This window comes from Fusicatenibacter saccharivorans, from assembly GCF_027667425.1.
GTDB classification, from domain to species: domain Bacteria; phylum Bacillota; class Clostridia; order Lachnospirales; family Lachnospiraceae; genus Fusicatenibacter; species Fusicatenibacter saccharivorans.
The window spans coordinates 61857-87371 of record NZ_JAQEGR010000012.1 but is presented as its reverse complement, the minus strand read 5'-3'; the positions used below and the strand labels follow the sequence as shown (position 1 = coordinate 87371).

Below are 25515 nucleotides of genomic sequence, written 5' to 3'. Positions count from 1 at the left end.
CACAGACGGATATCCCGGTGTCGGGAGTCCGTACACACACTATCTCGAGGACAGGATTCCTGTCCGATCCGCGGCCGCCTGCACGTCATCGGGTCGCCGCGGTTTTTTCTACAGAAAAAAGCCCTCCGGGCAGGATTCTTTCTTATTTTAGTGCCAAAACCGGCTCTTTAACGGGTTCTGGCTGTATTTTCGAGTATTGGTGTGAATTTCATCTTGACGAGAAGGAGACTCTCTTATGAGCACAGAGAACTTAGAACACGAAGATCAAAACAGAACAACGGAACCGATCATCGATATCCTGGGCAATGAAGCGCCCTCTGATCCAGAACAGGAAATTGTTTCCCAGGGTGTCCACAACTACAGCGCCGCTGAAACGTATGTGTGTCCGACCGATCCGGCTGTTCTGCAGCAGCTCGAATGGTTCCGGGATCAGAAGCTTGCGCTGATGATGCATTTTGGATTGTACTGCCAGCCCGGCATGGTTGCCTCCTGGGCATTAAGCGACAAGGATTCAGACTGGTCCCGCCACCAGGTAAACTGGACGGACGGCGAAACCTTTAAAAAACAGTATTTCGGCCTGAATCGTTCGTTTAATCCGGTCCGCTTTCAGCCGGAGGAATGGGCGCAGATGGCAGAGGACTGCGGATTCCGTTATCTTCTTCTGACCACAAAGCATCACGACGGATTCTGCCTCTGGGACACCAAATATACAGATTATAAAACAACTGCAGAGGACTGCCCGTTCCATGAACATAAAAATGCGGATATCGTAAAATCCATGTTTGATGCATTCCGTGCAAAAGGCATCGGCATCGGTGCTTATTTTTCCAAAGCCGACTGGCACTGCCCGGACTACTGGAATGAAGATCTGAGAAAAGATGGTCTGACATCCCGCGGACCTTCCTACGATCCGAAGGAATATCCCAACGTGTGGAACCGTTTTAAAGAATATACAAAAAATCAGGTTCTGGAGCTCTGTGAGAATTACGGTAAGCTGGATATTCTCTGGTTCGACGCGGGCTGGGTCTCTGAGAGCAACGGCCAGGATATTGAGCTTGGAGAGATCGTTGAGGAAGCACGTAAGATTCAGCCGTGGATTCTCTCCGTTGACCGTACAATCGGCGGCGCTTACGAAAACTACGTGACACCGGAGCTCTGCATTCCGGAAGAACCGCTGAACGTTCCATGGGAAAGCTGCCTTACCCTCGGCGTTGACTTTACGTACGAATACGGCGATCATTATAAATCTCCGCGTGAGCTTGTCGGCATGCTTGTCAACATCGTTGCCAAAGGCGGCAACATGGCACTGAACGTCAGCCCACAGCCAGACGGCCGCATCCCGGTCGATGCCTGGGACAGCCTGAACGGTTTTGGCCAGTGGATGAAAACCTTCGGCGATGCTATCTACGGAACCCGCGTCTGCGCGCCGTACCAGAGCGGAACCCTTTCGTTCACACAGAAAGGTGATTCTGTCTATGTATTCCGGTTATATCCGACGGTACAGGAATCGGTAGAGGCAGAAATTTTCGTACCGTATACCGAGACGAAGATTTCGGAGATCTGTATGGTGGAAAACGGAGAAAAGGTTGCATTCAAAGAAGTCGAAGGCGGCCTTTGCATAACTGTCCCGGCAGGATACAGACGAGGCTCCGCACCGATTGCGCTGGTGTTTGAGATGAAGAAAGAACGGTAAATCAACAAGTGTAAAATTTTCCTTGATCCATTCAGGTCGGCTGGATTAGTCATTGATACGCCTAACGTCAAAACAGTTCAAGTGCATTTCTGCACCTGAACTGTTTTTCTGCTTTGTCAATATAATTGAAAAAACTATATTCATTTAAGAAGTTGTTTCAATCCACAGTCGGTAATTTCACAGAGTCTGACTTGTCAGCAGAATGCTGACTGTGGTTTGCCTCATGTCAGTAGGGATACCGATTTCTCTCCGCCCTCCACTGCCGTTAATTTTCTTATTTGCAATTCATCTCACCACCTATCGAGGTGGGAGAATCCTTGCCATTATTTGTTGAATCTTCCCTATATGGTAATATTCTCAGAATTTCATCTGTCTGCATGTTCTGACACCGTTGACGTAAATATCATTTGCCAGTTCTGTGACTAGCCGCATATCCTGCCAGGTTTCACACTTGTTCCCCATAAAAGTAATGTTATCAAAATGGACATCATGAACACGTACTTCTTCTGTCGGTGTCTGGTACCCCCGGATCACGGAAACCGGGATATCTCCGTTCAGCACCTGGATATTATCAAAATAGATATCATTAATCTCTCCTTTGGCAAGCTGTTCCGTATATTTGCAAAGCAGAACCTTAATATCGAACAGTTTCTGTTCTGCCTGCTCTACTCTGATGTTTTTATAATGTATATCATGAACATGACCTCCATCTGCCTGATGTATGGAAATCGCCGCACCACCCATGTTTCCTTCATACTGGCAGTGTATGATGTCACAGTCTTCAAATACCAGGTCGTGGATTTCGCTCTGGAGGGCATAACCAAGCTCTATGGCATTACCGGGTTCTGCATTCCAGATTACGTTATTGTGAACACGCACTTTTGTTACATCACGTACCGTTGACGGATCTTCAAACAATCTTTGGGATTTGATGCAGATACTGTCGTCTGTGGAACGGATAAAGCAATTTTTTACCTCTACATCCTGGCTGCTCGTAATATCAATACCGTCTCCCGTTACAATCCTCGACATAATATTCATATTATCAATCACAACATGGTCACACGCCGCAGGAACTACATGCCAGGAAGGTCCGTCTACAGCCGTAAAGCCTTTTAAGAGTACATTATTACACCACTTGGCATAGATAAAGAAACGGTGTGCATTACTGTCCGGCAGATGCCAGCAGGCTCCGTTGATAATTCCGTTTCCTACAATGGAAATATTGTCACAGTGGTCTGCATATACACACCCTGATACAACCGCACCTTCCTCAATATAAACCGTATCATTGGACTTTAAGGTAAGAACTCCTACATTATATACCTTGCCCTTTTCAAAGCAGATGGTGGTATCTGCCGGTTTCTCAATCCTGTGCGAGCAAAGTACAAACAATGCATCATGAAGACCACCATCTGTCTCTACAGTAAACTTTCTCGGTTCATCAAGATGGATATGGATTGTTTCTCCTTTTACAGAAGGAACTATGCCAAAGCTGGACGGACGGATTTCAAGTTTTTCATATGATGCATGGATTGAAATCTCCAGATCATACGCTTCGTTATCTACTACAACAACATAGTCAAACGAATCTGTATGGTATACCACTCGCTCTGTTCCATTGCAGGTAACACTGTATTTTGCTGATTTTTCCAATTCATCTACAGAATTTAAAATAAATCTCGGTTCCTTGACCGGGTCCGGATTAGGATAATAAATCAAATCATTTTCAAAATCCTTCATGTCTCTTTTTTCCTATACTTGTATAATGTTCTCAGAAACAAGGTGGTCACTACTGTTTCCAATACTGATACGCAGTTTCATTCCGCTGCTGACGGTTTCCATGTTTTTGCCATAATATGAGAATTCTTCCTGGTCAATAAAGAAATCTACATCCTTCTTTTCCCCCGGCTCCAGGAAAACCTTTCGGAAACGGACAAGTTCTTTCTTTGGACGTACTACAGATGCATATAATGTTTCATAATAACACTGGACTACTTCTGCTCCCGCAACATTCCCTGTATTGCACACATTACAATGTATATGTACTTTTTTATCCTGTCCTGTCTGCACATCAATGTCCGAAATATCAAACTCTGTATAGGACAATCCATAGCCAAATGGATATAACGGCGTATTTGGGATATCCATATATCTGCTGGCAAAACGATTTTCTGAATTATCTTCTGTAAGTATATGTCCGGTTTTTACATCCCAGTAGCTTATGGGCACCTGTCCCACACACCATGGAATACTCACAGATAATTTGCCGGAAGGGTTTATTCTGCCATACACAAGATCTATGATTGCTTCAGCTCCCATAGTGCCGGGTCTCCATGCCATAATGACAGCCTTGGATCTTTCTGATATCCTCCGCAGGTCCAATGGTCTTCCTGTAATTACCACAGTCACAATATTACTTGTACGTTCTGCTATTTTTTCAAATAACACCTGCTGTTCTTCCGGCAAAGTCAGAAATGCCCTGCTGGCAGTCTCTCCTGACTGGGACTCATGTTCACCCAGTACACATACAACCGTATCTTCATGGGTTATCGTTTCCAGCCACTGCTCATCCCTTGGCTTGTCAGACAATTCCTGTTCCACCTGCCATACCTTACACTCTTCATCAGAAAGAATATTGCATCCTGTAATACATTCTGCTTCTATCTGCTTTTTTTGTAAAATATCTTCTATTGTTTCAACTGCCTCATGTTCTCCAAAAATTGACCAGCGGCTTAAAAATTCTCTTGACGCTGTATAAGGACCTGCCCAGATAACTTTCTTCTTCCTGCTTAATGGCAGCAGCTTTTCATTTTTCAAAAGGACACAGCTTTCGCCCGCCAGCTGATATGCCTTTTCCCGGTTATGCAGAGTCAGTTTTCCACTCTTTCCAAGACCGGCAAACGGATTTTCAAAAAGCCCCAGCTGATTTTTCATCATCAGGACCCGGAATGCACTTTCATCAACAAACGCTTTCGGGATTTTTCCGCTTTCTACCAGTTTTTCCAGACACAGCATATAAGCAGGACTCATCATATCAATGTCTACACCGGCTTCGGAAGCCTGAATTGCTGCTTCTTCCATATCAGCTGCCACTCCCTGTTCTTCCAGCTGACCTATGGAGCCCCAATCTGAAATTACAGTTCCCTCAAATCCTTCCTTATCCCGCAGAAGCCCTTTAAGAAGTTCCTTATTTCCGCTTATCGGTTTACGGTCAATAGCATTAAAAGCTGTCATGACCATAGCAGGCTTTGCTTTTAATGCCATACGGAAAGGTTTTACATACTGTTCCAGAAATGTCCGCTGGGATATTTCAACATCATTATATTCCCTTCCTGCATTCACTGCCCCATAACCCGCAAAATGCTTCAGGCATGCCGCTATTCCGGCATCATCTTTCTGCTGATAGCCATCTACCATTGCTTTTCCCATGATCCCATTTACATATGGATCTTCTCCAAAGGATTCCATCATCCTTCCCCATCTGGGATCTCTTGAAACATCAATCATAGGAGAAAATGTTGCTCTGAGCCCTTCTGAAGATGCCTCCAAGGCAGCTATAGAAGCCGCCTCAGACACCAGTTCCGGATGAAATGAACACGCCTGCCCCAACGGAATCGGAAAAATCGTCCGACATCCATGGATAACATCTGCCATAAAAAGAAGCGGAATATGATGGGGATGCTGTTCCATATATCTGCTCTGAATATCATAAATTTTATCTTTACCGATCACTCCAAGCACTGAACCGGCATATTGAATGATCCATTCCGGTGGTAACTGTTCGCCAACAACACCGGTGAGTACTGCCTCTTTATCGAAGTATACACCGGTGAGCTGCACCATCTGTCCTATTTTTTCCTGTAATGACATTTCTGACAGCAATTGCTGTAATTCATGTATTTCCATAAATACTCCTTATGTTCAATCCGTTTATTTCTAATGTTCATTTCTCCAAAGAGCACCTGAGCTGTTTTTCTGCTTTTTCAATATAATTGTATCATGCAAGCGGCCTTACGGTTCCTTCCGTAATTCCATTTTCATTAAACGCATCGACTCTCACATACACCGTTTCGCCTTCTACCAGCGCTCCAATATTTTGCTCCGGCATAAAGGTCATGCAGCTGTGATACAGCTTGTCCGGTGCAAAACCCCAGAGGACGTTGTATCCGACAGCGTCTGTCTGTGGCTCGATGGTGATGCGCATATCCATAGTTCCGGTCCGCTCTGCCTGGTACTGCGGTGCGGATGGTTTTTCGCCGTTGCCGAGGCCGAAAACACGAAGACCGGAGATGCATGGATTCTGGTTGTACGGCACTTCAAAAACAGTGAGTTTCAGATAACGGATCTGTACACCCTCTTCTTTTACGATGAAATCGTGCGGCAAATTGGTTTCTGCGTCTGATTTATCTGCCAGAACAAAATAGTTTGTTCCATCGGCGGATGCCTCAAGCAGCCATCTGGTCTTATGCTGGCTCGGGTCGATATATCGTTCGCCCTGACGCTCGCCCGGCAGAGGTGCATCGATTTTGTCATCTGCAAAATTGATCTGTACGGCGCGGACATCTTTTACCTCACCAAGATCCATCGAAATCCACTCACCCGGCTGATTTCCGGCTGCGCGCCACCAGGTCTGGATATTTTCATCTGTCGCAAACGACGGTTCTCTGCCTTCTTCCGAGGACGATGCCGTCATTGCTTTCTGATAGCTTAAGAGATACCACTCCGGTTTTGCCCATGGGTCTTCTTTTGCCTGCTCCACCGCCATCGGCCAGTCGCCGAACTGCTGATTACAGAACAGGACACCATCTTTGTCGAAACCTGCCCGCCAGATGCCGACGCGACGCTCCATATCGTGGTTTTTGCTGATCTGCATTGTCGCGGTATGCCACCAGTTTCCATAGCGGTCTTCCATCGTCGAACCGTGGCCTGCACCGCGCAGGAATCCACCCGGTTTATAGGAATATGGATTGTTCTTTGCCAGACGGAACGGGCCAAGCGGGGAATCACTCTCGTAAACACCGTCACCGTAAACGTTGTATTCCGTTCCCGGGCCGGCATACTGGAGGTAATAGGTTCCGTCATGCTTCGTCATCCATGCGCCCTCGATGAACGGTCTCTGACTGAACATAATTTTGGCAAACCCGATCTGCTCCTCCGTCAGATGATCCGCATCTTTTCCCTGTGCTTTCAGAAATTCTTTGAATTTTTCAACAGCTTCTTCTTCACTCAGCGGCATTTTGGAATGATTTTCTCCGACGCGCTCGTATCCGATTTTTTCCGGCTGACCGTAGATCAGTTCTTTTCTCTCGGTCTTTGGAACCATCGTCTCCGGTTCAAGCTCCACACCCCAGATCGGAGTCACGTTATTGCATCCCCAGTAAAAATAGAGCTTTCCGTCATCATCAAGAAACAGGTTCGGATCCCAGAAATCGAAGGTTCCCGGAATACGCTCAAACGGACCGTTTAAGATATCTTTCGTGCGGTAAAAATCGCAGATCGTGCCACGACGGGATGCGCTGAAATACACGTAATCGCCGACCACGCGCACATCCGGCGCATAGTCATACAGCGGCAGGCTGTCCGGCAGACGGTGGCTCTCCCAGTGAACCATATCCTCCGAAACCCAGACGCTCAAAGTCATGGATGCAAAAATATAATATTTTCCCTGAAATAAAATCATCGACGGATCGGCGGCCTCGCGGGAAATCTTGTCCTCGCCGCTTCTCATATCCTCGATAAACTGGTAACGGTAGTCCATGTTTAATGGATTGCAGTAATACTGTTTCTTCATGTTTCCTCTTTTCCGGATTGTGCGTAAAAACCCCTGCAACATGCTTTCGCACATCCTGTCTTTGTCTTATAAAAAAATTTTAGCATACTCCGGGATGAAAAAAAATGTTCTGATTTGACTTTTTACTTTTAGAAAACTGACTTTCACTTGATTTTGTATATGTTCCTTCACATGTTTTTCCTGTTCTTTCTCTCGTTCTTCATGCTTTTTGAACATACCCTTCTTTTTGCATCAAGTATTGGACAAATCTGTATTCCGATTTTACAATGGAAGTATCTTAGAAAAGCACGAAATCATGTACTCTGGGAGTACATCATCGCACAGGGAGATTTTTTCATGGAATACACAAAACTTGGAAATTCGGATTTAAAGGTATCGAGAATCTGTATGGGATGTATGGGATTTGGAAATGCAAAAAGCGGCATACATTCCTGGACACTGGACGAGGAGCATTCCCGCGCGATTTTAAAACGCGGTCTGGAACTTGGTGTAAACTTTTTTGATACCGCTGCCGGTTATCAGAGCGGCACCAGCGAGCAGTATCTGGGACGCGCGCTGAACGATTTTGCAAAACGTGATGAAGTCGTTGTCGCAACAAAATTTTTCCCGCGCAGCCCGCAGGAAATTGCAGACGGGGTGAGCGGAAAAGATCATATTTTAGGTCTTCTCGATCGCAGCCTTACGAATCTTGGCATGGACTATGTTGACCTTTATATCTGCCATATGTGGGACTATCACACACCGGTAGAAGAAATGATGGAGGCATTAAATTCAGCTGTCGTTGCAGGAAAGGTACGCGCCATCGGTATTTCTAACTGCTTCGCATGGCAGCTGGCAAAAGCAAATTATATTGCGGATAAGAACGGCTGGGCCAAATTTGTTTCGATTCAGGGACATTACAATCTGCTATTCCGCGAGGAGGAACGCGAGATGGTTCCGTTCTGCAAGGATCAGAATATTGCACTGACACCGTACAGCCCGCTGGCTTCCGGCCGCCTGGCAAAAAAACCGTCGGAGCTTTCCAAACGGCTGCAGGAAGATACGTACGCAAAAGGAAAGTATGATGCGACGAAAGAAAAAGACGCCATCATTATCGACCGCGTCGGTGAACTTGCAAAGAAGAAGGGGCTGACGAGAATCCAGATTTCGCTCGGATGGCTGCTCACAAAAGTAACTGCTCCGGTTGTCGGGGCGACAAAGGTATCGCATATTGAAGAGGGCGTCAAAGCCATCGGTGTACAGCTGACACCGGATGAGACTGCTTATCTCGAAGAGCCATATGTCCCGCATGCACTGGTCGGCGTAATGCGCGAGAACCCTTGATAAAAAGTAACTGCTCCGTATCTTCACCGTTATGAGTCAGGCGGATATTACGGATGCTTCACGAGAGAAACACAGACGAAGAAGACTTTATGCAGGAAGCAGAAAGCGCAGTTTCTTCTACCCTGGAGCCTTGTTCGATTCGATATTGTATTGCTCTGATGAAGGAATTGAAAATGGAGCTTCAAAAAACTGCATTTGCACAGATAAGCGATTGTGTGCTTGCCCTTTCTATACCGGAAATTATAACGCAGAAAAATGTACGGACCGCCATGGAAAAAGCAGGCTTTCATGTAATAAGGGTTATGACTGCGACAGATGCTTGTGCCCTTTCAAAAGCACAAGATATGAAACATGACCAGCAATTTGGGGTTCGTGTGATTTCAAATTGTAAAAAGCAAAATCTGCTGGCAGAATTTTCAGCATGGACAGATCAAACTAATATGCTGGAAGGATTGGAATATACCATCGGAGAGAATACTCCAGAAATGATTCCAAATATGACGTACTATTATCTAAGTGATACGAAATCGAGAGAAACACTGGGTCAGGAAACAATCGGATACGAGGATCTTTCCGTTGTGGCCGCGGATAGAACTGCAGCCCAGGGAGCCAGACTTACCAATCCTACCGCGAAGCCTATTACCATGCTTGTACTTTTCCCATGGACCGCCGGAATTGAAATTTCAACCATCCAATGGGGAAAGGAATGCATTCCATTAACCTGGCTTAACGAAGAACGACACATGATTCCCATGCGAACAGATGGTTTCGACATTTTGCTGGATTCCGGAATCAAAGGAAAAGGTCTGAACCTGTATCTGAAATCAAAGGATTCTAAAAGGAAAGTCAGAACCTAGAAAATGGAGGAGATCTGTCCTGAATTTCCAAAGGATGCAAGCCGGCTGAAAGCATGGATCGAGGTTGGAATGGAATGCGGCGATTTTACCCTGATACTGCAATCAGGAGAGAATCTTGCAAAGATAGATTTGAGTCAATTCACAGAAGAAAAGCCGAAACGCTTCCCGATAAATACCGTTTTCGTACCGGAACAGCTTCTCGCAAATGTACTTCAGGCCGGAAAAGAGTTTTGCCTGGGGGCGGAAAATCTGAACCCCACAACGAAGGCTTCTGCAATTGGAAAGAGAATCCAGATGATCGCCAGACAGACACAAGAAGTATTTGCAGACTGTCATGACGGAGATACAAATATCCGAGTCAGCACATGGATTGAAAAGCTGCTGGCTGTAAAAGACAATCTCGAATATGGAATTGTCAGTTCGGAACGAACGACGAATCGCTGGGCCTATATGGATGAAAAGCTTCTTATGATGGATTTCCGTACAGCTTTGGCGCAGAATTTATATCAGCTGAATGTCTTACCGATGGAAGCAAATGGTACAATATTTGATCCTCATATCCATGATGCAGTGCACATCGAAGAAACCGACCGGGTGGAAGAAGACAGAGTTGTCGAGGAAATACAGAAAGGCTACTTCTTCGGAGAAAAACTGTATCGACCGACAAAGGTTATTGTTTCTAAAAATTCCTGTCAAAAGTAATGCTCTGTCATATGTGTCTTGATATATACGAATCAATTTCTCAAACGCACAGATCATTAACCGATATATAAATTAAGGGTGAAGAGGAGCCTGTTTTTAAAGCTACTCATCACCCTTGACAAACCCTAAAAGAATTTAACCGAATCAACCAAGTCCTGATAAGCTGTGAAGCAGCTATTCAGTTATGAGCAAGTAACGAAGCGGATTGCGAATATCCGCTTTGGCTTTACAGACTGTTCCACAGTACTCCGGAAAATCTGTTTCTTGCAACTCTCACTCCACAGAACTGATTTTTTATGTCATTTTTGTATCTTTTCCTTCCATTTCTGTATTGTTTCTGTAAAGACATGCTCTTTTTGCTTTTCATCTTCCTGCGCCTCATACTTAGATAGTAAGGAATTAAGTTCCCTGTCCCATATCGAATAAAATCGAACGGTTTTTACTTCTTCCTGTATCGTTTTGATTTGTTTTTGATCTTGTCTTGAAAGACTCCGCATTCGTTTTTCCAGTTCCTTTTTGTAAATAGAAACCCCTTGCGGAAATCTTATATTGCTTGCCTCTCTTCTATCTTCTAACTCTATTCCTTTTCCTGATAAAACTTCTTCACTGTATAGCATTTGTAAAAAGGAGACTGCTTTTAAAGGTTGCTTTGTGTTCTTATTAATTCCTGCATAAAGTGTAACATTTGCAGTGAATCCGCCTTCCTGATTCGGCATTGCAAATACCGTATGAACTGTTTTTTCACCTCCAAGTTCTTCCAAATCATTTAGACTTACTACTCCTGTATCTTTTATTTTCCAGTTTAAAGCTAATGATCTTGTTTTTAATGCTACTGTTTCATCCAAAACTTTTTTTATCTGCTCTTCCGAATATAGAAGTGTTTTTTTCTTATAATCAACTACCTCACTAAATGTATCAAAAAATTGAACCCCACTTCTTTGCCCTACAATCTGTTGAATTGCTTTTTCTTTTTGTCTGGCTAATTCCAGCCAATTTCTTGATATTTCTGTATTTTCCGGTAAATCCTGTGTTGTAAATGCATATAGAAAATAATCGTATGTCATAGGAATCAGTATTTGTTCCTCATTAGCCATACCTGCAGACAAAATCTTCTCTTCTAAAATATCTATATCAAAATATTTCATGTATGGTTTCAACGAAAGAAAGGTTCCCTGATACATTTCTTTTTTGGGGTCCTCAAAAACAACTGCTCTTTGCTCACTCCAGGTCGGATTCGGCCCTTCTGCCAAAAATACATCCGGCCCTTCTCCCATCGTAATTTCATTCTGGATCTCCTGTACTTTTTCTTCCGAAGCCTGTTGCCCTGATGGGATTACCATTAGTTCCACTCCATTATTTTTATATATTTTCTTCCAGGCTGCCACTATTTGAAGTACCGTTTTTTTATTTTCTTCATCAACACAAATTTTTAATGGCATTTCCGTTTTCTCAATTTCAATCTTGGCTTGTGTATCTGCATATACCGTTTCTGCATTTAAGCTCCCACTGACTAATGTGATGTTAATCAGAATCAAACCAAAAATTTCTTTCAACCTTTTTCCCATCATTATGCTACCCCCTATGTTTCTATATAGCACAAGGCTATTGCATGACTTCTGTTTTTTTACATATCATACAACAGCCTTGTGTTTTAACCATTAATTATCATATCCGTGACAAATTGTTCTTGTTTCTTTCACATTAGCAGTATTTCCTGCGTTACAATTTAAACATTTTGTAGTTTTTATTCCTGTTCTATACTGCTTCAAATCAGTTCCCCATGCGTGACCATGAGTACATGTAACTGTACCACTGCTTATCCAGCTTCCCCATACGGTTGACGATGTTATTCTTCCTCCACATCTCGGGCAAACTGCAGCATACGGCATAATTTCTTCATACGCAAAAATATTCTTACTTTCGATAACATCCGCTTTTGTTACATTGGCAGAAAATGTACTGGCCAACATTAAGGTCATTAGAAAAATGGAAATTTTTTTCTTTACCGCTTTCATACTTTTCTCCTTAAAAATTTATTATACCTGTCAACGTACGTTCTACATTTGTATAACAAAAAATACCATACTTCCTACTTTTTGTCAATCTTTTTTCTACATTTGTCTAATTAATCATTATACCCATGGCAGACTATTTTTTCTTGCCTGATCTTTATCTCAAAAAAATTTCCACATTCATTACACCTGATTTTTTCTACTCCATATCTGGCTTTCTGTAAGTCATCTCCCCATGCATATTGATGTGTACATACTACATTTTTTTCATTTTCCCATGCATTCCAAACCACTTCTCCTTGTACCGCAGCTTTGCATTTGGGACAATTTTCTATATGCGATGATGACCATATTTGTCGCGCTATTTGCATTTCCGAAAAACTCAAAATAATTATTCCAAAAAGAAAAACAGTGACGTATATTCGAAGTTTTTTTCTTGCTAAAAACACATTGTAAAATCGTTCTTTCAGTATCTCTGTTTCTGATACCATTGAAACAACTCCAGACAATTCTTTTTTCGTTTGTTTTGAAGCCACTTTTAAAATAACATTGCAATAATCTTTCCGTTGCGTCAGATTCATATGTTTTGTAACAGTCTCATCACAGACACATTCGATATCTATATTTGCCATTTTTTGCACCCACAGCATTGGGATACAAAACCAATAAACATCCCTTATAATTTGAAGAAACCTTTTATACCATAAATCGTGTTTTTTCTGATGTGTCAATTCATGTAAAAAAATCAAATACCATTCTTCATAGGAGTAATTTTCCGTTTCCAGCATTTCTTGTGGAATCAATACTTTTGTATTTCGTACACCAAACAACATAGGAGAATAAAAATCTTGATTTTCACAGACCCATATTTCTGTTTTTTTTATTTTACAAACTTCGCTTGCTTTTTTTAGAGCTTCTAATACGGAATTTTTTTGCATCTTTTTACATTCTGCAAATATTCTTTTTTTCCATATTCTATATTGTATTGCGTGAAACAAAAGACATAAAATCATCCCTGCAATCCATATATACAGCAAAAATTTTTCGCCTGACATCCACCTTCGAATTGAAACGTTTCCCATTTTCGTCATGATCGCGGTCTTTTGATTTTGTTCCCCGATATAATATGCCAGCATAGAAATCATAAAAGGATGTTGCCGAAATTTCTCTGTCACACTCCAAAATGGAAAGCACATTTTAAGTGTCAGAAGTATCCAGACTATCTTTCTCCAGTAATGACCGAGCCTTTTCCCCATTATTTTTTGTACAACATATGCCATAAATGCGACTATGCCTATTGAAAGATTCCACTTTATGATAAATGCCATCTGTAACTATATCCTCTACACCACTTTTTCTATTTTTGTCTGTCAATAAATTCCTGCAATTGCTTAACCTCTTTTGAGCTAAGTTTTTCTCCATCATACAGTGCCGATGCGAATTTTGCTAATGACCCTTGAAACATTTTATCTAACATGTTTTTTCCAACCGTGCCTATATAATTTTCTTTTTCTACTAATGGTACATAAAGATTTGATTTCCCGTTCCTCACTTTTTGAATAAATCCTTTTTTTTCCAAACGAGTAAGCAATGTTAAAATGGTACTCGGTGCAACATTTTTCTCTACATTCAATTTTTCTTCAACTTGAAATCGACTGACAGGTTCCTCATATTCCCATATAATCATCATAATTTCCTGTTCTGATTCTGGTAATTTTTTCATTTCTACTCTCCGCTTTTCTCTACTTTGATCAGATTATAGCATATGTTCCAGAAGAATGCACTTCAAAAGCACCGGCCAAATGGTCGGTGCTTAAATAATGGTTTCATCAAAAATGGTTCATCTTATACCACACATAAATATGCAAAATATCCTGCATAGCATAAAAGCATAACGACACCACACGTTTTCCGTAATTCCCTGTTCTTGTACGTCCCAATCCATAAAACCAGACCTGCCAGAATTGCGATTCCTGTGTCTACAATAAATTTAGTTTCAAATGGCACAGGACAGATCAGTGCGGCTGTTCCAATTACAAATAAAATATTAAAAATATTGCTTCCGACAATATTTCCGATTGCAATCCCTGCATTTCCTCTTTTTGCCGCTGTCACAGATGTTACCAGCTCTGGAAGAGATGTTCCGAGAGCAACTATCGTCAATCCGATAAAACGCTCACTCATTCCAAAGTATCGGGCAATCTCGGTTGCCCCGCTGACGGCAAAATCACTTCCTTTTACAACCAGGACGCCGCCTGCCACCATCAAAAGAAGACATTTCCAGACAGGATAATTTTTCGCTTCCTCCTCTTCCGGATTTTCCCCTTTTTTCGACATTACAAACAAATAGCCAAGATATACAAGAAACAGTGCCCATAAGACTATGCCCTCGGCAAACGTTACTTTTCCTCCTGTCATTCCGCATATCATTAAAACTACCGTAACAAACATCATAAACGGTATTTCATAAAACAAGGTAGACCTTTGTATTGCCACATTTGTTATTAATGCCGTAAGTCCGAGAATAATAAAAATATTCAAAATATTGCTTCCAACCACATTTCCTATCGTAATTCCTGCGTTCTGCTGCATCGCTGCGGTAATACTTACAGCAGCCTCCGGCATACTCGTTCCCATTGCAACAATGGTAAGTCCGATAATCAGCTGGGGAATTCCAAACTTTCTTGCTATGCTTGCAGACCCTTCCACAAACCAGTCTGCTCCTTTTACCAGAAAAAGGAAACCCACTATCAAAATCCCTGCCTGTAACATCATACGTATCTTCCTCTCTTTCTTTTGCATTCTTTGCAGCAGGTGTTATAGGCATAAAAAAAGAGACTCCTACTGCATCTACAGTAAAAGTCTCGCTATTTAATCACTTTCCGAGTTATTGAATGTCAATAGCTGTACTGACGAAGAAGTGAACACGGTTGGCTAGCTACTCCCTTTTATTTTTCCAGTTTATCAAATTTCTTTTTTTTCGTCAACGTTTTTTATTTCTCTTTTTAAAAGAAAAAATAGAGTATGGATTGTTTCCATACCCTTTTGATTTTCACAAATCCTTTGTCTGGTTCTGGTTTTATTACATCATCATTGAGGAAAATCATATCATTATTCTTACACCATGCCGGAATCCATCTTCTGCAAATCCAAAAAACCTCCAAACTGAATCACTCTGTATGATTTCAGTTTGAAGGTTCTGGTCATTCTTTATTCCAGATTCATGCACAATCCCCAATCCTGGTCATTGGCATACGGATCAGCAAAATCGGTTTTCTGGCCGTTGACGGAATACGGATACAGGTACGCACAGGTCGCTGTTCCATCCTCAAAGAACATGGACAGCACGCCGCGCAGGGAATGCTCACCGCGAATATTATATTCTTCGTTTCCGGTCAGGCGGGCGTAGCGCTTGAAGGTTCGACCGTTTTCTGCACTCCAGTAGTGCGGGAAAGTGTCTCCGAAGACTCTGCGTTTTCCGAACCAGTAGCCGTCCCAATGACGGATTGCAATTTCATGCAGATGGTAGTCCGGCTGCTGGCCGTCGAAGAGTTCGAGGACGGCGATCTGCTGCTCGGCTCCGCACAGGTATTTTTCTTCCCCGGTCACTTCATAAACCTGAAGAATGACTTCAGCCGCCGGCTGTACGATCGATTGCTCGTAATTTACTTCCGAAGCCGGATAAGCCGTTCCAATCTCAATCAGTTGATCAGCATGACGTCGGAACAGATCTCTTACTGTTTTCAGATCCTCCTGTTCTCCTGCTTTTTCCAGCTCTTGACAGAGCATCACAATCGGCATTTCAATCGGATAAAAACGGAATCCATCCTGTTCATAAAATTTCTCTGTGATATGAACTGCTGTCTTCAAATCTTCTTTTTCTCCCCACAGCTTCCAGCATTCAAGAAAGAATGTCACTGCCCATGGGTAGTTGTAAAGCCGGAAATAGCTGTTGTCTTTTCCTGAGCAGTTGCAAACAAGACCTGTTGCTGCATTTACCAGCTCGCGAAGATAGAATGCATGGTACTCACGAAGGCTTTGCTCCGCTTTTTCCCGGTCTTTTAAAAGATTCTGCTGCAGTGCCCGTGCAATCAGCACACCCATACCGGTACGCTCCCGTCCGGCATTGAAATCGTTTTCCGGCGTGCAGACGAGAATTTTTTCTTCGTTATCATACGGCAGATAGGCACCCTGCAGTTCTTTGATCTTTCCATGATACTGCTGGTGATCGACGATAAACGCACACCGTTTTGCCGCCAGTGTTTCCGGCCGCTCCTGCACGAGAAGACGGCAGGTGGTTTTCACCTCGTCGGCACAGATCGAAAGTACATACTCCCCTGTTTTTTCATTTTCAAACAGATATTCATAAACACCATTTTCCGTCTTTTCCAGCGATGTTCCGTTTACCGTCACTTTTTCCGCCGGAAATACCGGTTCAATGGTTACCTTACTCGTCTCTCCCGGATAAATCACATACTGCTCCGCATCCACCAGAATCACCTGGGAAAATGCTCTTAATTTCTCCCGGAAATCTTCGCGTCCCTGATGCGGAAATACTTTCCACTCCAGCGTCATCGTGTCTCCCGGCGCAAATTCCTGTGCGGACGGGTGCAGCCAGAAGCAGCCTCTGTCATTGCTCTGCAGTTTCAGATCGCGCTCAATACTGTAAGCAGAAAGACTGCCTTTTGTGAGTACCATTCCCAGATGCGGAGCCGCACCGCCCATGCGGAGTGCCATGATATAACTGGTATTTTCCCCGCAGAAAATATGTGCATGGCACCGGTAATCCCGGCAGGTCACACTGTCCGTGTAGCGGTCCTGCAACGGAAATGAAACCCCAATACTTCCGGCATTTGTAAAATACGGATGCGCACCGTTGTAAGAAACCACAATCTTGGTTGTCAGCACATCTCCGTCTTTCTCATTCTGCACCTCAGCCGAAAACTCCGGCGGGCATTTCACCTCTGCGTATGGGAAATCCTCCCGCAGCCAGTTCATCTGTTTTGGATCTTTGGAAAATACAATTTCTTTCACGTTCCCAACTCTCATTTTTTATTTCCCCTTTCGTTTTTTCTTTGATCCCGCTTTTTGAACTCCATGTAAAATTTATTTGCTGCTTTGATCATACTATATCTACATGCTCTTTTCTATATCTCTTTTTCCGTTTTACTTTATTTTTTCTTTCTTGCCGATAGTATTTTTTCTCAATTTTTGTTATACTGAAAATGTATGCGTATCAAACTCCGGCATTGCTCTTTCAAGCTGCCGACACATACATAAACTTCATAAAAGGGGGTATCTTTTTCATGGATACGTATGTCATTTTAAAAGACCTGGCAATCATTATCGTATTCGCAAAATTGTTTGGTATTCTTGCCAGAAAATGCAAGGCTCCGCAGGTTGTGGGCGAGCTGATTGCCGGTATTGTCCTTGGACCCAGTGTGCTGGGACTCGTTCAGCAATCTGACTTTCTCGCACAAATGGCGGAGATCGGTGTCATTTTGCTGATGTTCTCCGCAGGTCTTGGCACCAGCCTGAAGGATCTGCTCCGCACCGGAGTGAAATCCCTGCTGATCGCCTGTGCCGGTGTTTTTGTTCCTCTCGTTCTTGGAGCCATCTTATACATGAGCTTTTATGGCTTCTCTGCTGTCGGAACGGAAGAATTTTACCACGCTGTTTTTATCGGTGTTATTCTGACTGCAACATCGGTCAGCATCACCGTACAGGCCTTGAAAGAACTCGGCAAGCTGAAAACAGAGGTTGGAACAACCATCTTAAATGCGGCCATCATCGACGATGTCATTGGTATCATTGTGCTGACTGTTGTCATCGGTTTTAAAGATCCGACATCCAATCCGCTGAAAGTAGCAGCCTCCACCATTCTGTTTTTTGCCCTTGCGATTGTGCTCGGTTTTCTCTGCTTTAAGCTGTTCAACCGTATGAACTCCGTATTTCCGCACACCCGCCGTCTCCCGATTCTGGGTCTTGCACTCTGCTTCGGACTGTCCTACATTTCCGAAAAATATTTCGGCATCGCCGATATTACCGGTGCATACGTTGCGGGCGTTATCCTGTGTTCCCTCGATTCTTCCGATTACATCGAAGAAAAAATGGATATCAGCTCCTATATGATTTTCGGACCGATTTTCTTTGCAAGTATCGGACTCAAAACAACGCTCAGCGGCATGAACGAGAAATTCGTACTCTTTGCCATCTGTTTCGTCATCGTCGGCCTTGCCGCAAAAATTATCGGCTGTGGCCTGATGTCAAAGGGATGCGGCTTTACCTGGGGCGACAGCCTGAAAATCGGTGTCGGTATGATGACCCGTGGTGAAGTCTGTCTGATCGTTGCGCAAAAGGGTCTGAATGCAGGCTTTTTATCCGGCGATTTCTTCAGTGCCGTGATTCTGCTGATTCTCTTCTCGAGTATTGCAACACCGATTATGCTGAAAATCTTATACGAGAAAATGCCGACGGCAAAAGATTCTGCAAAGGCATCCTGACTTTCCTTTTACCAAAACAGGACGCTGTGCCATTTCCTGCACAGCGCCCTGTTTTTTTCATATCAACCGGTAAGTTCTGATTTTTTCTACCACAGAATCTTCTCTGCCTCAGCTCCATCCGCAAACGGTCCCGGCATTGCTGCCACGCCGCGGTGCTCGCCAAGATAGTCCTGATCGAAGATAATTGTGCTTCCGTCCGGATCTTCGAATCTCTGCTCCGGCTCGAAGGCGTATCCTAAAATATCACTGTTGATAATTCCCGTCCGGAAATCCTTCAGGAACTCATACACGTTCGTCTTGATGGAATAGTGGCCGTCTTTTTCCACAAGTTCCACCTTAACCTGGTTCTCGTTATCCATAAGATTCTCTTTTTCATTCACACACGCCTTTGCTCCGTTAAAGTAAGCGTTTCCGTTTACCCAGACCGGCAGATGACATTTATTGTGATACGGCTCCAGCTTGCTCATGTCGGCCGGTTTGTCCAGCTCAAAGTGGCTGATCCACTCGTCATAGGTCGGATACTCGTCGAACACATGCGTTCCGACCTCCTGGTTATCCTCCATCTTGAAGCCCATGTCCTCAACCGTTTCTGTTTCCTCAACCGGGTAATTCTGGATAAAGATGTTGTTGTAGAACCGGTCATCACCATGCAGGAATGTCATGAATCCGGCAACCTCGGTACGGTGACGGATGTGATACGGCGTGTAACGGTCTCCTGTTCCGCCGCCAACTGCAGTTAATGAGCCAAGCATCAGATTGTGTACGCAGGCAATACCATCGGTCGCCATACGAACGCTGACCGGTGAGAGCATAATATTGTTATCGATCAGTGTCGGACCATGGCCAACCTCGATGAAAATATCCTGACTCATCATTGCGCCCTCTGCTTTTGGTGTTCCCTCCGGCGGGCAGTTGTCGTGCAGCAGGTTCTGGGTCAGGCGTGTTCCCTGTGCCTCCCAGTCGCACCAGATACCCATGGTACAGTGATGAATGTGGTTTCTTCTCATCACAACGTCGATCGCTGCATGCATCTTGATACCGGAAATCTCGGCTCCGCCAAGCTGCTGCATATTGTTGATGTTGTGAATGTGGTTGTCCTCAATGATACTGAACACACCGCCCATCCGTCCGACAATACCGGTCTGCTCACAGTGATGGATGTGGCAGCGGCGGATGATATGGCTTCCGATGTTCTCCTTCGTCCAGCCGTGATACTGGCCGCGGCACACAGCATCACGCTCCATCTGGGTCGGGCTTTTTACGTGTTTTCTGGTAAAGTAATGGTCGTTCTCCGGATCGTAATATTTTCCGAGCGAAATACCGCAGCACTTGCTGTTGCTGACCTCACAGTCCTCAATAATCCATCCCTTCGACCAGTGCGGACCGATCATACCGTCCTGATAAGCAGCCGGCGGCGCCCATGTCGTTGCTGCCTTGCTGACATCAAATCCACTGAACGTAATGTAATTTACGCCTGTTTTCGACGGCATAAAGCAGTTCCGGCGCACGTTGATTTCTACTTTTTCCTCCGTCGGGTTTTTACCCTGGAAGTTTGCGTAGATGACCGTCTGATTTTTCTCTTTGTCCTGCTCGGTATACCATTTGTAAACCGACCACTCCGGCTCCCAGGACGGCGCATAAACCTCGCCCTTGATACACTCCTCGAGCGTCTCTGCCTCGTATAACTGGCGGTCATTCAGATAAACCGCGCCGGTATGGCGTACCACCGGTGCAAAATACCAGTCACCGCCGACCATTGTCGTGTATGGGTTATAATTGCCAAACACTCCGTTGTCTACACGGCATACCCACACATTATCTTTGTAATGCTCCCAGTCATTCATCGTTTCCGCACCGGTGATCTTTGCGCCGAGCGGCTTCTCACTCTTATAGACGATTCTTGCATCCTCGGTTCCTCCGTTGACCGGATCAACATATTCATGGTAAATACCAGGTGCAACCAGAACTTCATCTCCTGCCTTTGCAATTTTTGCCGCATCGTTGATGAACTTGAACGGCATCTCTTTTGTTCCGTTTCCATTCTTCGGAGCGGAATTATTGACATAGTAAATCATTTCTCTATACTCCTTTTTGTTATAGTAAAACCCGAAAACACTGCAAAAAAGGCTGTGACGCAATCATTCACTCTCTGCGGCGCTGAATTTTTTACGCTATTTTTTTGCGGGTCTATAGAATTTCTTTACGATAATGCTTCTTCCGCAGCCTCTTTTGATGCAAACGGGCCCGGCAGCGGATGAATGCCCTGACGGTTTCCGAAGTAGTCATATCGGAACACGATCGGCGTTCCATCCGGATTCTCATATTTCTGTTCCGGCTCAAATGCCATGCCAAGCGTCTCCGTTGAGATCACTGCACAGGCATTCTGCGGCAGATAATCGTAAACATTAGTCTCCAGTTTCCATTTTCCGTTCTCTTCTTTTACACCGATGGTGATTTCATGCTCGGTATCCACTACAGCGTCCTGTTCCTGCTCTGCCGGCTTCGCCCCATTGAAGTAAACGTTGCCGCCAAGCCATACCGGCAGCTTCTCGTAATACAGATCCGGTGACTTTCCGGAGCCCATTCCGCAGTAGCCCTCAAATCTTGCCACGTACTCCTCCAATGTCGGATATCCGCTGTACGGTGCGGTTCCTGCTGTCAGATTTCCGTCATCCCACTCATTATCTCCGGTCAGTTTACGGATTTCTTCCATTCCCGCACGAACCGGCTTCTGGATGAAGATATTATTGTAGAACCGGCAGTCACCGTGAAGAACTGTCATAAATCCGTTGATCTCCGTGCGATGCGGCACATGGTACGGTGTGTAGCGCGGCGACGGCAGCTTTTCGGAGCCATTGTTGACACCTCGGCCGACAGCAGTAAACGATCCCGCGATCAGGTTATGTACTACCGCAACACCCTGCGTTGCCAGCTTCATCGCGCGGTCCGAAAGCAGTACGTTATTGTCCACCAGCGTCGGTCCGTGGGAAATTTCAATAAAGATATCCTCGCCGATGCCGTCCATACCTTTTGGATTTGCATTTTCCTCGTTCGGCAGCGTATTGTCATGGAACAGGTTCTGCGTAACACGTGTGCCCTGTGCCTGCCAGTCGAGCCAGAGGCCTCTCGTACAGTGATGGAAATGGTTTCTTCGAATGATCACATCGATTGCTGCATGCATCTTGATGCCGCCGATCTCCGCACCCGCAAGGTTCTGTTTATTATTGATATGGTGAATGTGGTTATCCTCAATGATCGAGAACACACCACCTAAGTGGCCTACAATACCCGTCTGTCCACAGTCATGGATGTTGCACCGGCGGATGATGTGGCTTCCGATGTTTTCCTTTGTCCATCCCTCCCGCTGCGCCTGGCAGATACAGTCACGCTCCGTCTGTGTGCCATCTTTGAATTTCCATTTGAGCCATTTATTGTCATTGTTCGGCTGTCTGTATTTTCCAAGTGAAATGCCCGAGCACTTCGAATCTGAAATCTCACAATCCTCGATGATCCATCCCTTTGACCAGTGCGGGCCGACCATTCCTTCCTGATATGCCGTCGGCGGAGCCCACTGGGTTGCCGCCTGTTTTACAACAAAGCCGGACAGCGTGATATAACCGATGCCCTCCTTCGATGGATAAAAGCAATTCTCGCGCACATTAATTTCCACCGTTTCCTCATTCGGGTTTTTCCCCTGGAAATTCACATAGAAAACGGTCTCATTCTTCTCTTCATCCTGCTCCACATACCAGGTGTAAACCGTAAATGCCTGATCCCAGGATTTTTTATAGATCTCCGGCTTTTTCACCTGATCCAGACTTGTCACCTCATACATGGATTTTCCATTCAGATACACTTCTCCGGTGTGCGCCGTGTAGGATGCGATAAACCAGTCGCCGCTGACCAGTGTCGTATATGGATTGTAATCCCCAAACAATCCGTTCGAAACGCGCGCTGTCCACACATCACCTTCCAAATGCTCCCAGTTATCCACAATTTCCGCACCGGTAATCACAGCTTTTCCCGGTTCCACAGAACGGTACACAATTCTTGCATCCTCACATCCCGCATTCGCCGGATCTACATATTCCCGGTATACGCCAGGCGCTACAAGCACCTCGTCGCCGGGCCTTGCAATTTTTGCCGCCTCGGAAATCGTCTGAAATGGATATTCCTTCTGCCCATTTCCGCTTCGCACAGCATTTCCATCTACATAAATCTGCATTTTTCGCTTACCTCCCACTTCTTCACTTTTCATAAACTTTTATTGTGAATTTTCGCCAAAATCACATCACTCTTTTTCCGATTTCTGCCGTTCTTCACAATTTTCATATCTTAACCATAATACAGATCCTCGTAAAACACTACTTATATATTGCCGATCATTGCCCAGATGTTTCGATTTTTTCTATATTTTTTCTCTCTTCTGTTGTATAATACCGTTTATCAGATACGGAGGATTCTTTTGCCATGAAAAACGATTCGACTTCTTTTTTCGAAAACAATCATTTTGCTAACAGCTATGTTTACGATATCTCTATTTCGCATGTCCCCGCCTATTTCGGTCTGCACTGGCATCACTATATCGAAATTGTGCTTGCACAGGATGACGGCATTATCTATGAAGTAAATGGAGAAACCTTTCCGCTGAAGCCCGGTGATCTTCTTTTTATCTGGCCCGGCGAGCTGCACGCTGTTTCCACAACCAACAGAGAACATCGCCTGATCATGCTTCAGCTCGATGCAGATTTTCTGGAAAAACGCGTGGATTTCCAGTCTGTTGCTTATCTTTTTTATCAGATCCGTCTTCTGAATCAGAACAACTTCCCGGAAATCGAAAAACTCCGCGGATTTCTGACAGAGCTGCGCAGGCTATCCCTCTCCGGTATCAGTTTTTCCGAGCTGCGCGGATGCGTTCTGCTGTATCAGTTTTTTATTCTGCTCGGCGAAAATCTCTCCGTGCCGACCGAAACTGCCGCACCGCAAAAAACAGGCCATTCCGCACAGGTACACCGCCAGATGATTGCTGCATGTACCTGGATCTCGAGTCACTGCACCGAACCGGTTTCTCTGGAAGAAGCATCAAAGGTCGCCGGATTCTCCCGCTGCCATTTTTCCAAGCTGTTCCGCGCATACACCGGCCTCTCCTTCACGGATTTCGTCACCAGGGAACGGCTCCATATCGCCGAAAACCTGTTAAAAAAACCGGATCTCACGATCACCGAAGTGTCGCTCGAATCCGGTTTTAACAGTATTTCTACGTTTAACAGAGTCTTTTTGAAATCAAAAAATGTAAGCCCTACCGACTTCCGTCAGATGTACCTGCAATCCTATCAGAAATAGACTATGAATTCGGCATGACCTCCGGTCTTTCGCAGGTGGATGGAACCTTCTCAAATGCACCCGTTTCCGCACTCTTCATAATCTGATCGATCGTGTCGAGCACGTGATATGCCATTTTTGTGTTCGCACGGTTCGGTCTGCCCTCGGCAATTGCTTCTGCCATCTCAGACGGACCAAGACCACGGCTGTTTTCGCTGTAATCAAAACCATAATGTAAAACTTCCGGAACAGCCTGCTGTGTCCAGTCTTTTACACCCGGAATATAGACAACATCGCCGCCGAAATTGTTCGGATCAACAAGCTTTAAGATACCTTTTTTACCGTAAATGGTGAATACCGCCTGATCATTGATGACGCTGTCACCATTGACGCAGAATGTACCGGTCACACCGTTTTTCATTTCCAGAATGGTAAAGACCTGACTTTCGTTTGTATAGTCAAATTCCTGTCCGTATTCCGGGCTGCCCGGAATGATGTTCACACGCTTCGCCGCAAGGTTTCGCACGGACGATACAACGCGATCCACCGGACCAAAAAGACTCACAATTGCCGTCAGATAATAAACACCGAAATCATAGCAGATTCCGCCGCCCGGCATCCGCAGAAAACGGAAGATGCTCGCCAGCAAATCAAGATCGCGGTTTGCGCATGCTTCGAAAGATGTCACCTCGCCGATCAGCCCGTCGTCGATCGCTTTTCTTGCGGTCTGCAGTGCCGATCCAAGGAAGGTGTCCGGTGCGGAACCGAGATAGAGATGTTTCTCCTCTGCCAGCTCGATCAGTTTCGCTGCCGTTTCCGGTGCGAGGGTCATTGTTTTTTCAGTGTAAACGTGTTTTCCGGCTTCCAGTGCCTGACGGATCAGCCCCTCGTGGGTCGGTGCCGGTGTCAGAATGACTACCATTTCAATCGACGGATCTGCCAGAATTTCCTCGTAGGTACAGCCCTTGATGCCATACTGCTCTGCTTTCTTTTTCGCATGTTCAAGATGGCCTGCGCAGCATGCTGCTACCTCAAGATTCTCAAAGTTATGAATCATGTTCGTCAGATAAATATCACTGATCGCTCCGCAGCCGACAACGCCGACTCTCATTTTTTTCGTTTCTGTTGTTCCCATTTGTAAAAATCCCCTTTACTCTTTGTTTTTTGATTCTGTTCTGATAAAAACCCTTATTTTTTTTATACAACGAAATGTCTGAAAAAACAAGCATTCCGGCTCATATTTCACTTTCAAAATGAAAAAACCGCCCACGGTTTCTGCAGATTCTCTGCATCACCGCGGACGGCCTTT

General features: G+C 44.7%; 18 protein-coding genes. 6 read left to right on the top strand and 12 right to left on the bottom strand.

Features of this window, described 5'->3' with window-relative positions; translation table 11 throughout:
- The first annotated feature begins 235 nt into the window (after positions 1–235).
- Positions 236–1693, top strand: a complete 1458-nt coding sequence (locus PGS38_RS12245) for an alpha-L-fucosidase (RefSeq protein ID WP_118595229.1) — start codon at positions 236–238, stop codon at positions 1691–1693.
- A 357-nt stretch (positions 1694–2050) separates the two neighbouring features.
- Here the strand turns inward: PGS38_RS12245 and PGS38_RS12240 are convergent, their stop codons facing one another.
- The 3 genes from PGS38_RS12240 to PGS38_RS12230 all read right to left on the bottom strand — a co-directional run bounded on the left by PGS38_RS12240 (position 2051) and on the right by PGS38_RS12230 (position 7487).
- Positions 2051–3436, bottom strand: a complete 1386-nt coding sequence (locus PGS38_RS12240) for a glycosyl hydrolase family 28 protein (protein ID WP_118595228.1) — start codon at positions 3434–3436, stop codon at positions 2051–2053.
- Between the two features lie 12 nt (positions 3437–3448).
- Positions 3449–5602: a glycoside hydrolase family 3 N-terminal domain-containing protein gene (locus tag PGS38_RS12235; RefSeq protein ID WP_118595227.1), complete on the bottom strand. Its 2154-nt coding sequence runs from the start codon at positions 5600–5602 to the stop codon at positions 3449–3451.
- 91 nt (positions 5603–5693) lie between these two features.
- Positions 5694–7487: a family 43 glycosylhydrolase gene (locus PGS38_RS12230; RefSeq protein ID WP_118640895.1), complete on the bottom strand. Its 1794-nt coding sequence runs from the start codon at positions 7485–7487 to the stop codon at positions 5694–5696.
- A 336-nt stretch (positions 7488–7823) separates the two neighbouring features.
- Here PGS38_RS12230 and PGS38_RS12225 point away from each other — a divergent pair, with 336 nt between their 5' ends.
- Genes PGS38_RS12225 through PGS38_RS12215 form a run of 3 tightly spaced genes read left to right on the top strand, consistent with a single transcriptional unit; the run spans position 7824 to position 10369 of the window.
- The gene (locus PGS38_RS12225) at positions 7824–8810 is read left to right on the top strand and encodes an aldo/keto reductase (protein WP_117801808.1); all 987 of its coding nucleotides are present in this window, start codon (positions 7824–7826) and stop codon (positions 8808–8810) included.
- 53 nt (positions 8811–8863) lie between these two features.
- Complete coding sequence (locus PGS38_RS12220; RefSeq protein ID WP_022461004.1) at positions 8864–9667, top strand: hypothetical protein; 804 nt, start codon at positions 8864–8866, stop codon at positions 9665–9667.
- Between the two features lie 3 nt (positions 9668–9670).
- On the top strand, positions 9671–10369 hold the full coding sequence (locus PGS38_RS12215; protein ID WP_022461003.1) for a nucleotide exchange factor GrpE: 699 nt from the start codon (positions 9671–9673) through the stop codon (positions 10367–10369).
- A 299-nt stretch (positions 10370–10668) separates the two neighbouring features.
- Here PGS38_RS12215 and PGS38_RS12210 read toward each other — a convergent pair whose 3' ends face one another.
- From PGS38_RS12210 to PGS38_RS12185, 6 genes are all read right to left on the bottom strand, one after another.
- The gene (locus PGS38_RS12210; RefSeq protein WP_270476329.1) at positions 10669–11937 is read right to left on the bottom strand and encodes an extracellular solute-binding protein; all 1269 of its coding nucleotides are present in this window, start codon (positions 11935–11937) and stop codon (positions 10669–10671) included.
- A gap of 90 nt (positions 11938–12027) precedes the next feature.
- Entirely contained in the window at positions 12028–12384 is a 357-nt protein-coding gene (locus PGS38_RS12205; RefSeq protein ID WP_022461240.1) for a hypothetical protein, read from the bottom strand.
- 110 nt (positions 12385–12494) lie between these two features.
- Positions 12495–13709: a M56 family metallopeptidase gene (locus PGS38_RS12200; RefSeq protein WP_270476327.1), complete on the bottom strand. Its 1215-nt coding sequence runs from the start codon at positions 13707–13709 to the stop codon at positions 12495–12497.
- A gap of 29 nt (positions 13710–13738) precedes the next feature.
- Positions 13739–14104 carry a BlaI/MecI/CopY family transcriptional regulator gene (locus PGS38_RS12195; RefSeq protein ID WP_022461242.1) on the bottom strand — a complete coding sequence of 122 codons (366 nt, stop codon included), beginning with the start codon at positions 14102–14104 and terminating at the stop codon, positions 13739–13741.
- 122 nt (positions 14105–14226) lie between these two features.
- Positions 14227–15156, bottom strand: a complete 930-nt coding sequence (locus PGS38_RS12190; protein ID WP_117801807.1) for a calcium/sodium antiporter — start codon at positions 15154–15156, stop codon at positions 14227–14229.
- 435 nt (positions 15157–15591) lie between these two features.
- On the bottom strand, positions 15592–17430 hold the full coding sequence (locus tag PGS38_RS12185) for a hypothetical protein (RefSeq protein WP_270476324.1): 1839 nt from the start codon (positions 17428–17430) through the stop codon (positions 15592–15594).
- A gap of 257 nt (positions 17431–17687) precedes the next feature.
- On the opposite strand from PGS38_RS12185, the gene PGS38_RS12180 reads away from it, so the two are divergent.
- On the top strand, positions 17688–18884 hold the full coding sequence (locus PGS38_RS12180; protein WP_022461245.1) for a cation:proton antiporter: 1197 nt from the start codon (positions 17688–17690) through the stop codon (positions 18882–18884).
- An 86-nt stretch (positions 18885–18970) separates the two neighbouring features.
- Here PGS38_RS12180 and PGS38_RS12175 read toward each other — a convergent pair whose 3' ends face one another.
- On the bottom strand, positions 18971–20959 hold the full coding sequence (locus tag PGS38_RS12175) for a right-handed parallel beta-helix repeat-containing protein (RefSeq protein ID WP_117762073.1): 1989 nt from the start codon (positions 20957–20959) through the stop codon (positions 18971–18973).
- Between the two features lie 125 nt (positions 20960–21084).
- Complete coding sequence (locus PGS38_RS12170) at positions 21085–23109, bottom strand: right-handed parallel beta-helix repeat-containing protein (RefSeq protein WP_270476322.1); 2025 nt, start codon at positions 23107–23109, stop codon at positions 21085–21087.
- Between the two features lie 245 nt (positions 23110–23354).
- On the opposite strand from PGS38_RS12170, the gene PGS38_RS12165 reads away from it, so the two are divergent.
- Positions 23355–24227 (top strand): AraC family transcriptional regulator, encoded by an 873-nt coding sequence (locus tag PGS38_RS12165; RefSeq protein ID WP_055220360.1) that lies wholly within the window; start codon positions 23355–23357, stop codon positions 24225–24227.
- Position 24228: 1 nt separating this feature from the next.
- Here PGS38_RS12165 and PGS38_RS12160 read toward each other — a convergent pair whose 3' ends face one another.
- Positions 24229–25341: a Gfo/Idh/MocA family protein gene (locus PGS38_RS12160; protein ID WP_118640835.1), complete on the bottom strand. Its 1113-nt coding sequence runs from the start codon at positions 25339–25341 to the stop codon at positions 24229–24231.
- Positions 25342–25515 lie beyond the last annotated feature (174 nt).

Excerpts from the sequence above, each read along its gene's own strand:
- PGS38_RS12220 (WP_022461004.1), top strand. The coding sequence starts at position 8,864 with ATGCTTCACGAGAGAAACACAGACGAAGAAGACTTTATGCAGGAAGCA.
- PGS38_RS12165 (WP_055220360.1), top strand. The coding sequence starts at position 23,355 with ATGAAAAACGATTCGACTTCTTTTTTCGAAAACAATCATTTTGCTAAC.
- PGS38_RS12210 (WP_270476329.1), bottom strand. The coding sequence starts at position 11,937 with ATGATGGGAAAAAGGTTGAAAGAAATTTTTGGTTTGATTCTGATTAAC.
- PGS38_RS12200 (WP_270476327.1), bottom strand. The coding sequence starts at position 13,709 with ATGGCATTTATCATAAAGTGGAATCTTTCAATAGGCATAGTCGCATTT.
- PGS38_RS12225 (WP_117801808.1), top strand. The coding sequence starts at position 7,824 with ATGGAATACACAAAACTTGGAAATTCGGATTTAAAGGTATCGAGAATC.
- PGS38_RS12195 (WP_022461242.1), bottom strand. The coding sequence starts at position 14,104 with ATGAAAAAATTACCAGAATCAGAACAGGAAATTATGATGATTATATGG.
- PGS38_RS12245 (WP_118595229.1), top strand. The coding sequence starts at position 236 with ATGAGCACAGAGAACTTAGAACACGAAGATCAAAACAGAACAACGGAA.
- PGS38_RS12190 (WP_117801807.1), bottom strand. The coding sequence starts at position 15,156 with ATGATGTTACAGGCAGGGATTTTGATAGTGGGTTTCCTTTTTCTGGTA.
- PGS38_RS12240 (WP_118595228.1), bottom strand. The coding sequence starts at position 3,436 with ATGAAGGATTTTGAAAATGATTTGATTTATTATCCTAATCCGGACCCG.
- PGS38_RS12230 (WP_118640895.1), bottom strand. The coding sequence starts at position 7,487 with ATGAAGAAACAGTATTACTGCAATCCATTAAACATGGACTACCGTTAC.
- PGS38_RS12215 (WP_022461003.1), top strand. The coding sequence starts at position 9,671 with ATGGAGGAGATCTGTCCTGAATTTCCAAAGGATGCAAGCCGGCTGAAA.
- PGS38_RS12185 (WP_270476324.1), bottom strand. The coding sequence starts at position 17,430 with ATGAGAGTTGGGAACGTGAAAGAAATTGTATTTTCCAAAGATCCAAAA.
- PGS38_RS12205 (WP_022461240.1), bottom strand. The coding sequence starts at position 12,384 with ATGAAAGCGGTAAAGAAAAAAATTTCCATTTTTCTAATGACCTTAATG.
- PGS38_RS12235 (WP_118595227.1), bottom strand. The coding sequence starts at position 5,602 with ATGGAAATACATGAATTACAGCAATTGCTGTCAGAAATGTCATTACAG.
- PGS38_RS12160 (WP_118640835.1), bottom strand. The coding sequence starts at position 25,341 with ATGGGAACAACAGAAACGAAAAAAATGAGAGTCGGCGTTGTCGGCTGC.
- PGS38_RS12180 (WP_022461245.1), top strand. The coding sequence starts at position 17,688 with ATGGATACGTATGTCATTTTAAAAGACCTGGCAATCATTATCGTATTC.
- PGS38_RS12170 (WP_270476322.1), bottom strand. The coding sequence starts at position 23,109 with ATGCAGATTTATGTAGATGGAAATGCTGTGCGAAGCGGAAATGGGCAG.
- PGS38_RS12175 (WP_117762073.1), bottom strand. The coding sequence starts at position 20,959 with ATGATTTACTATGTCAATAATTCCGCTCCGAAGAATGGAAACGGAACA.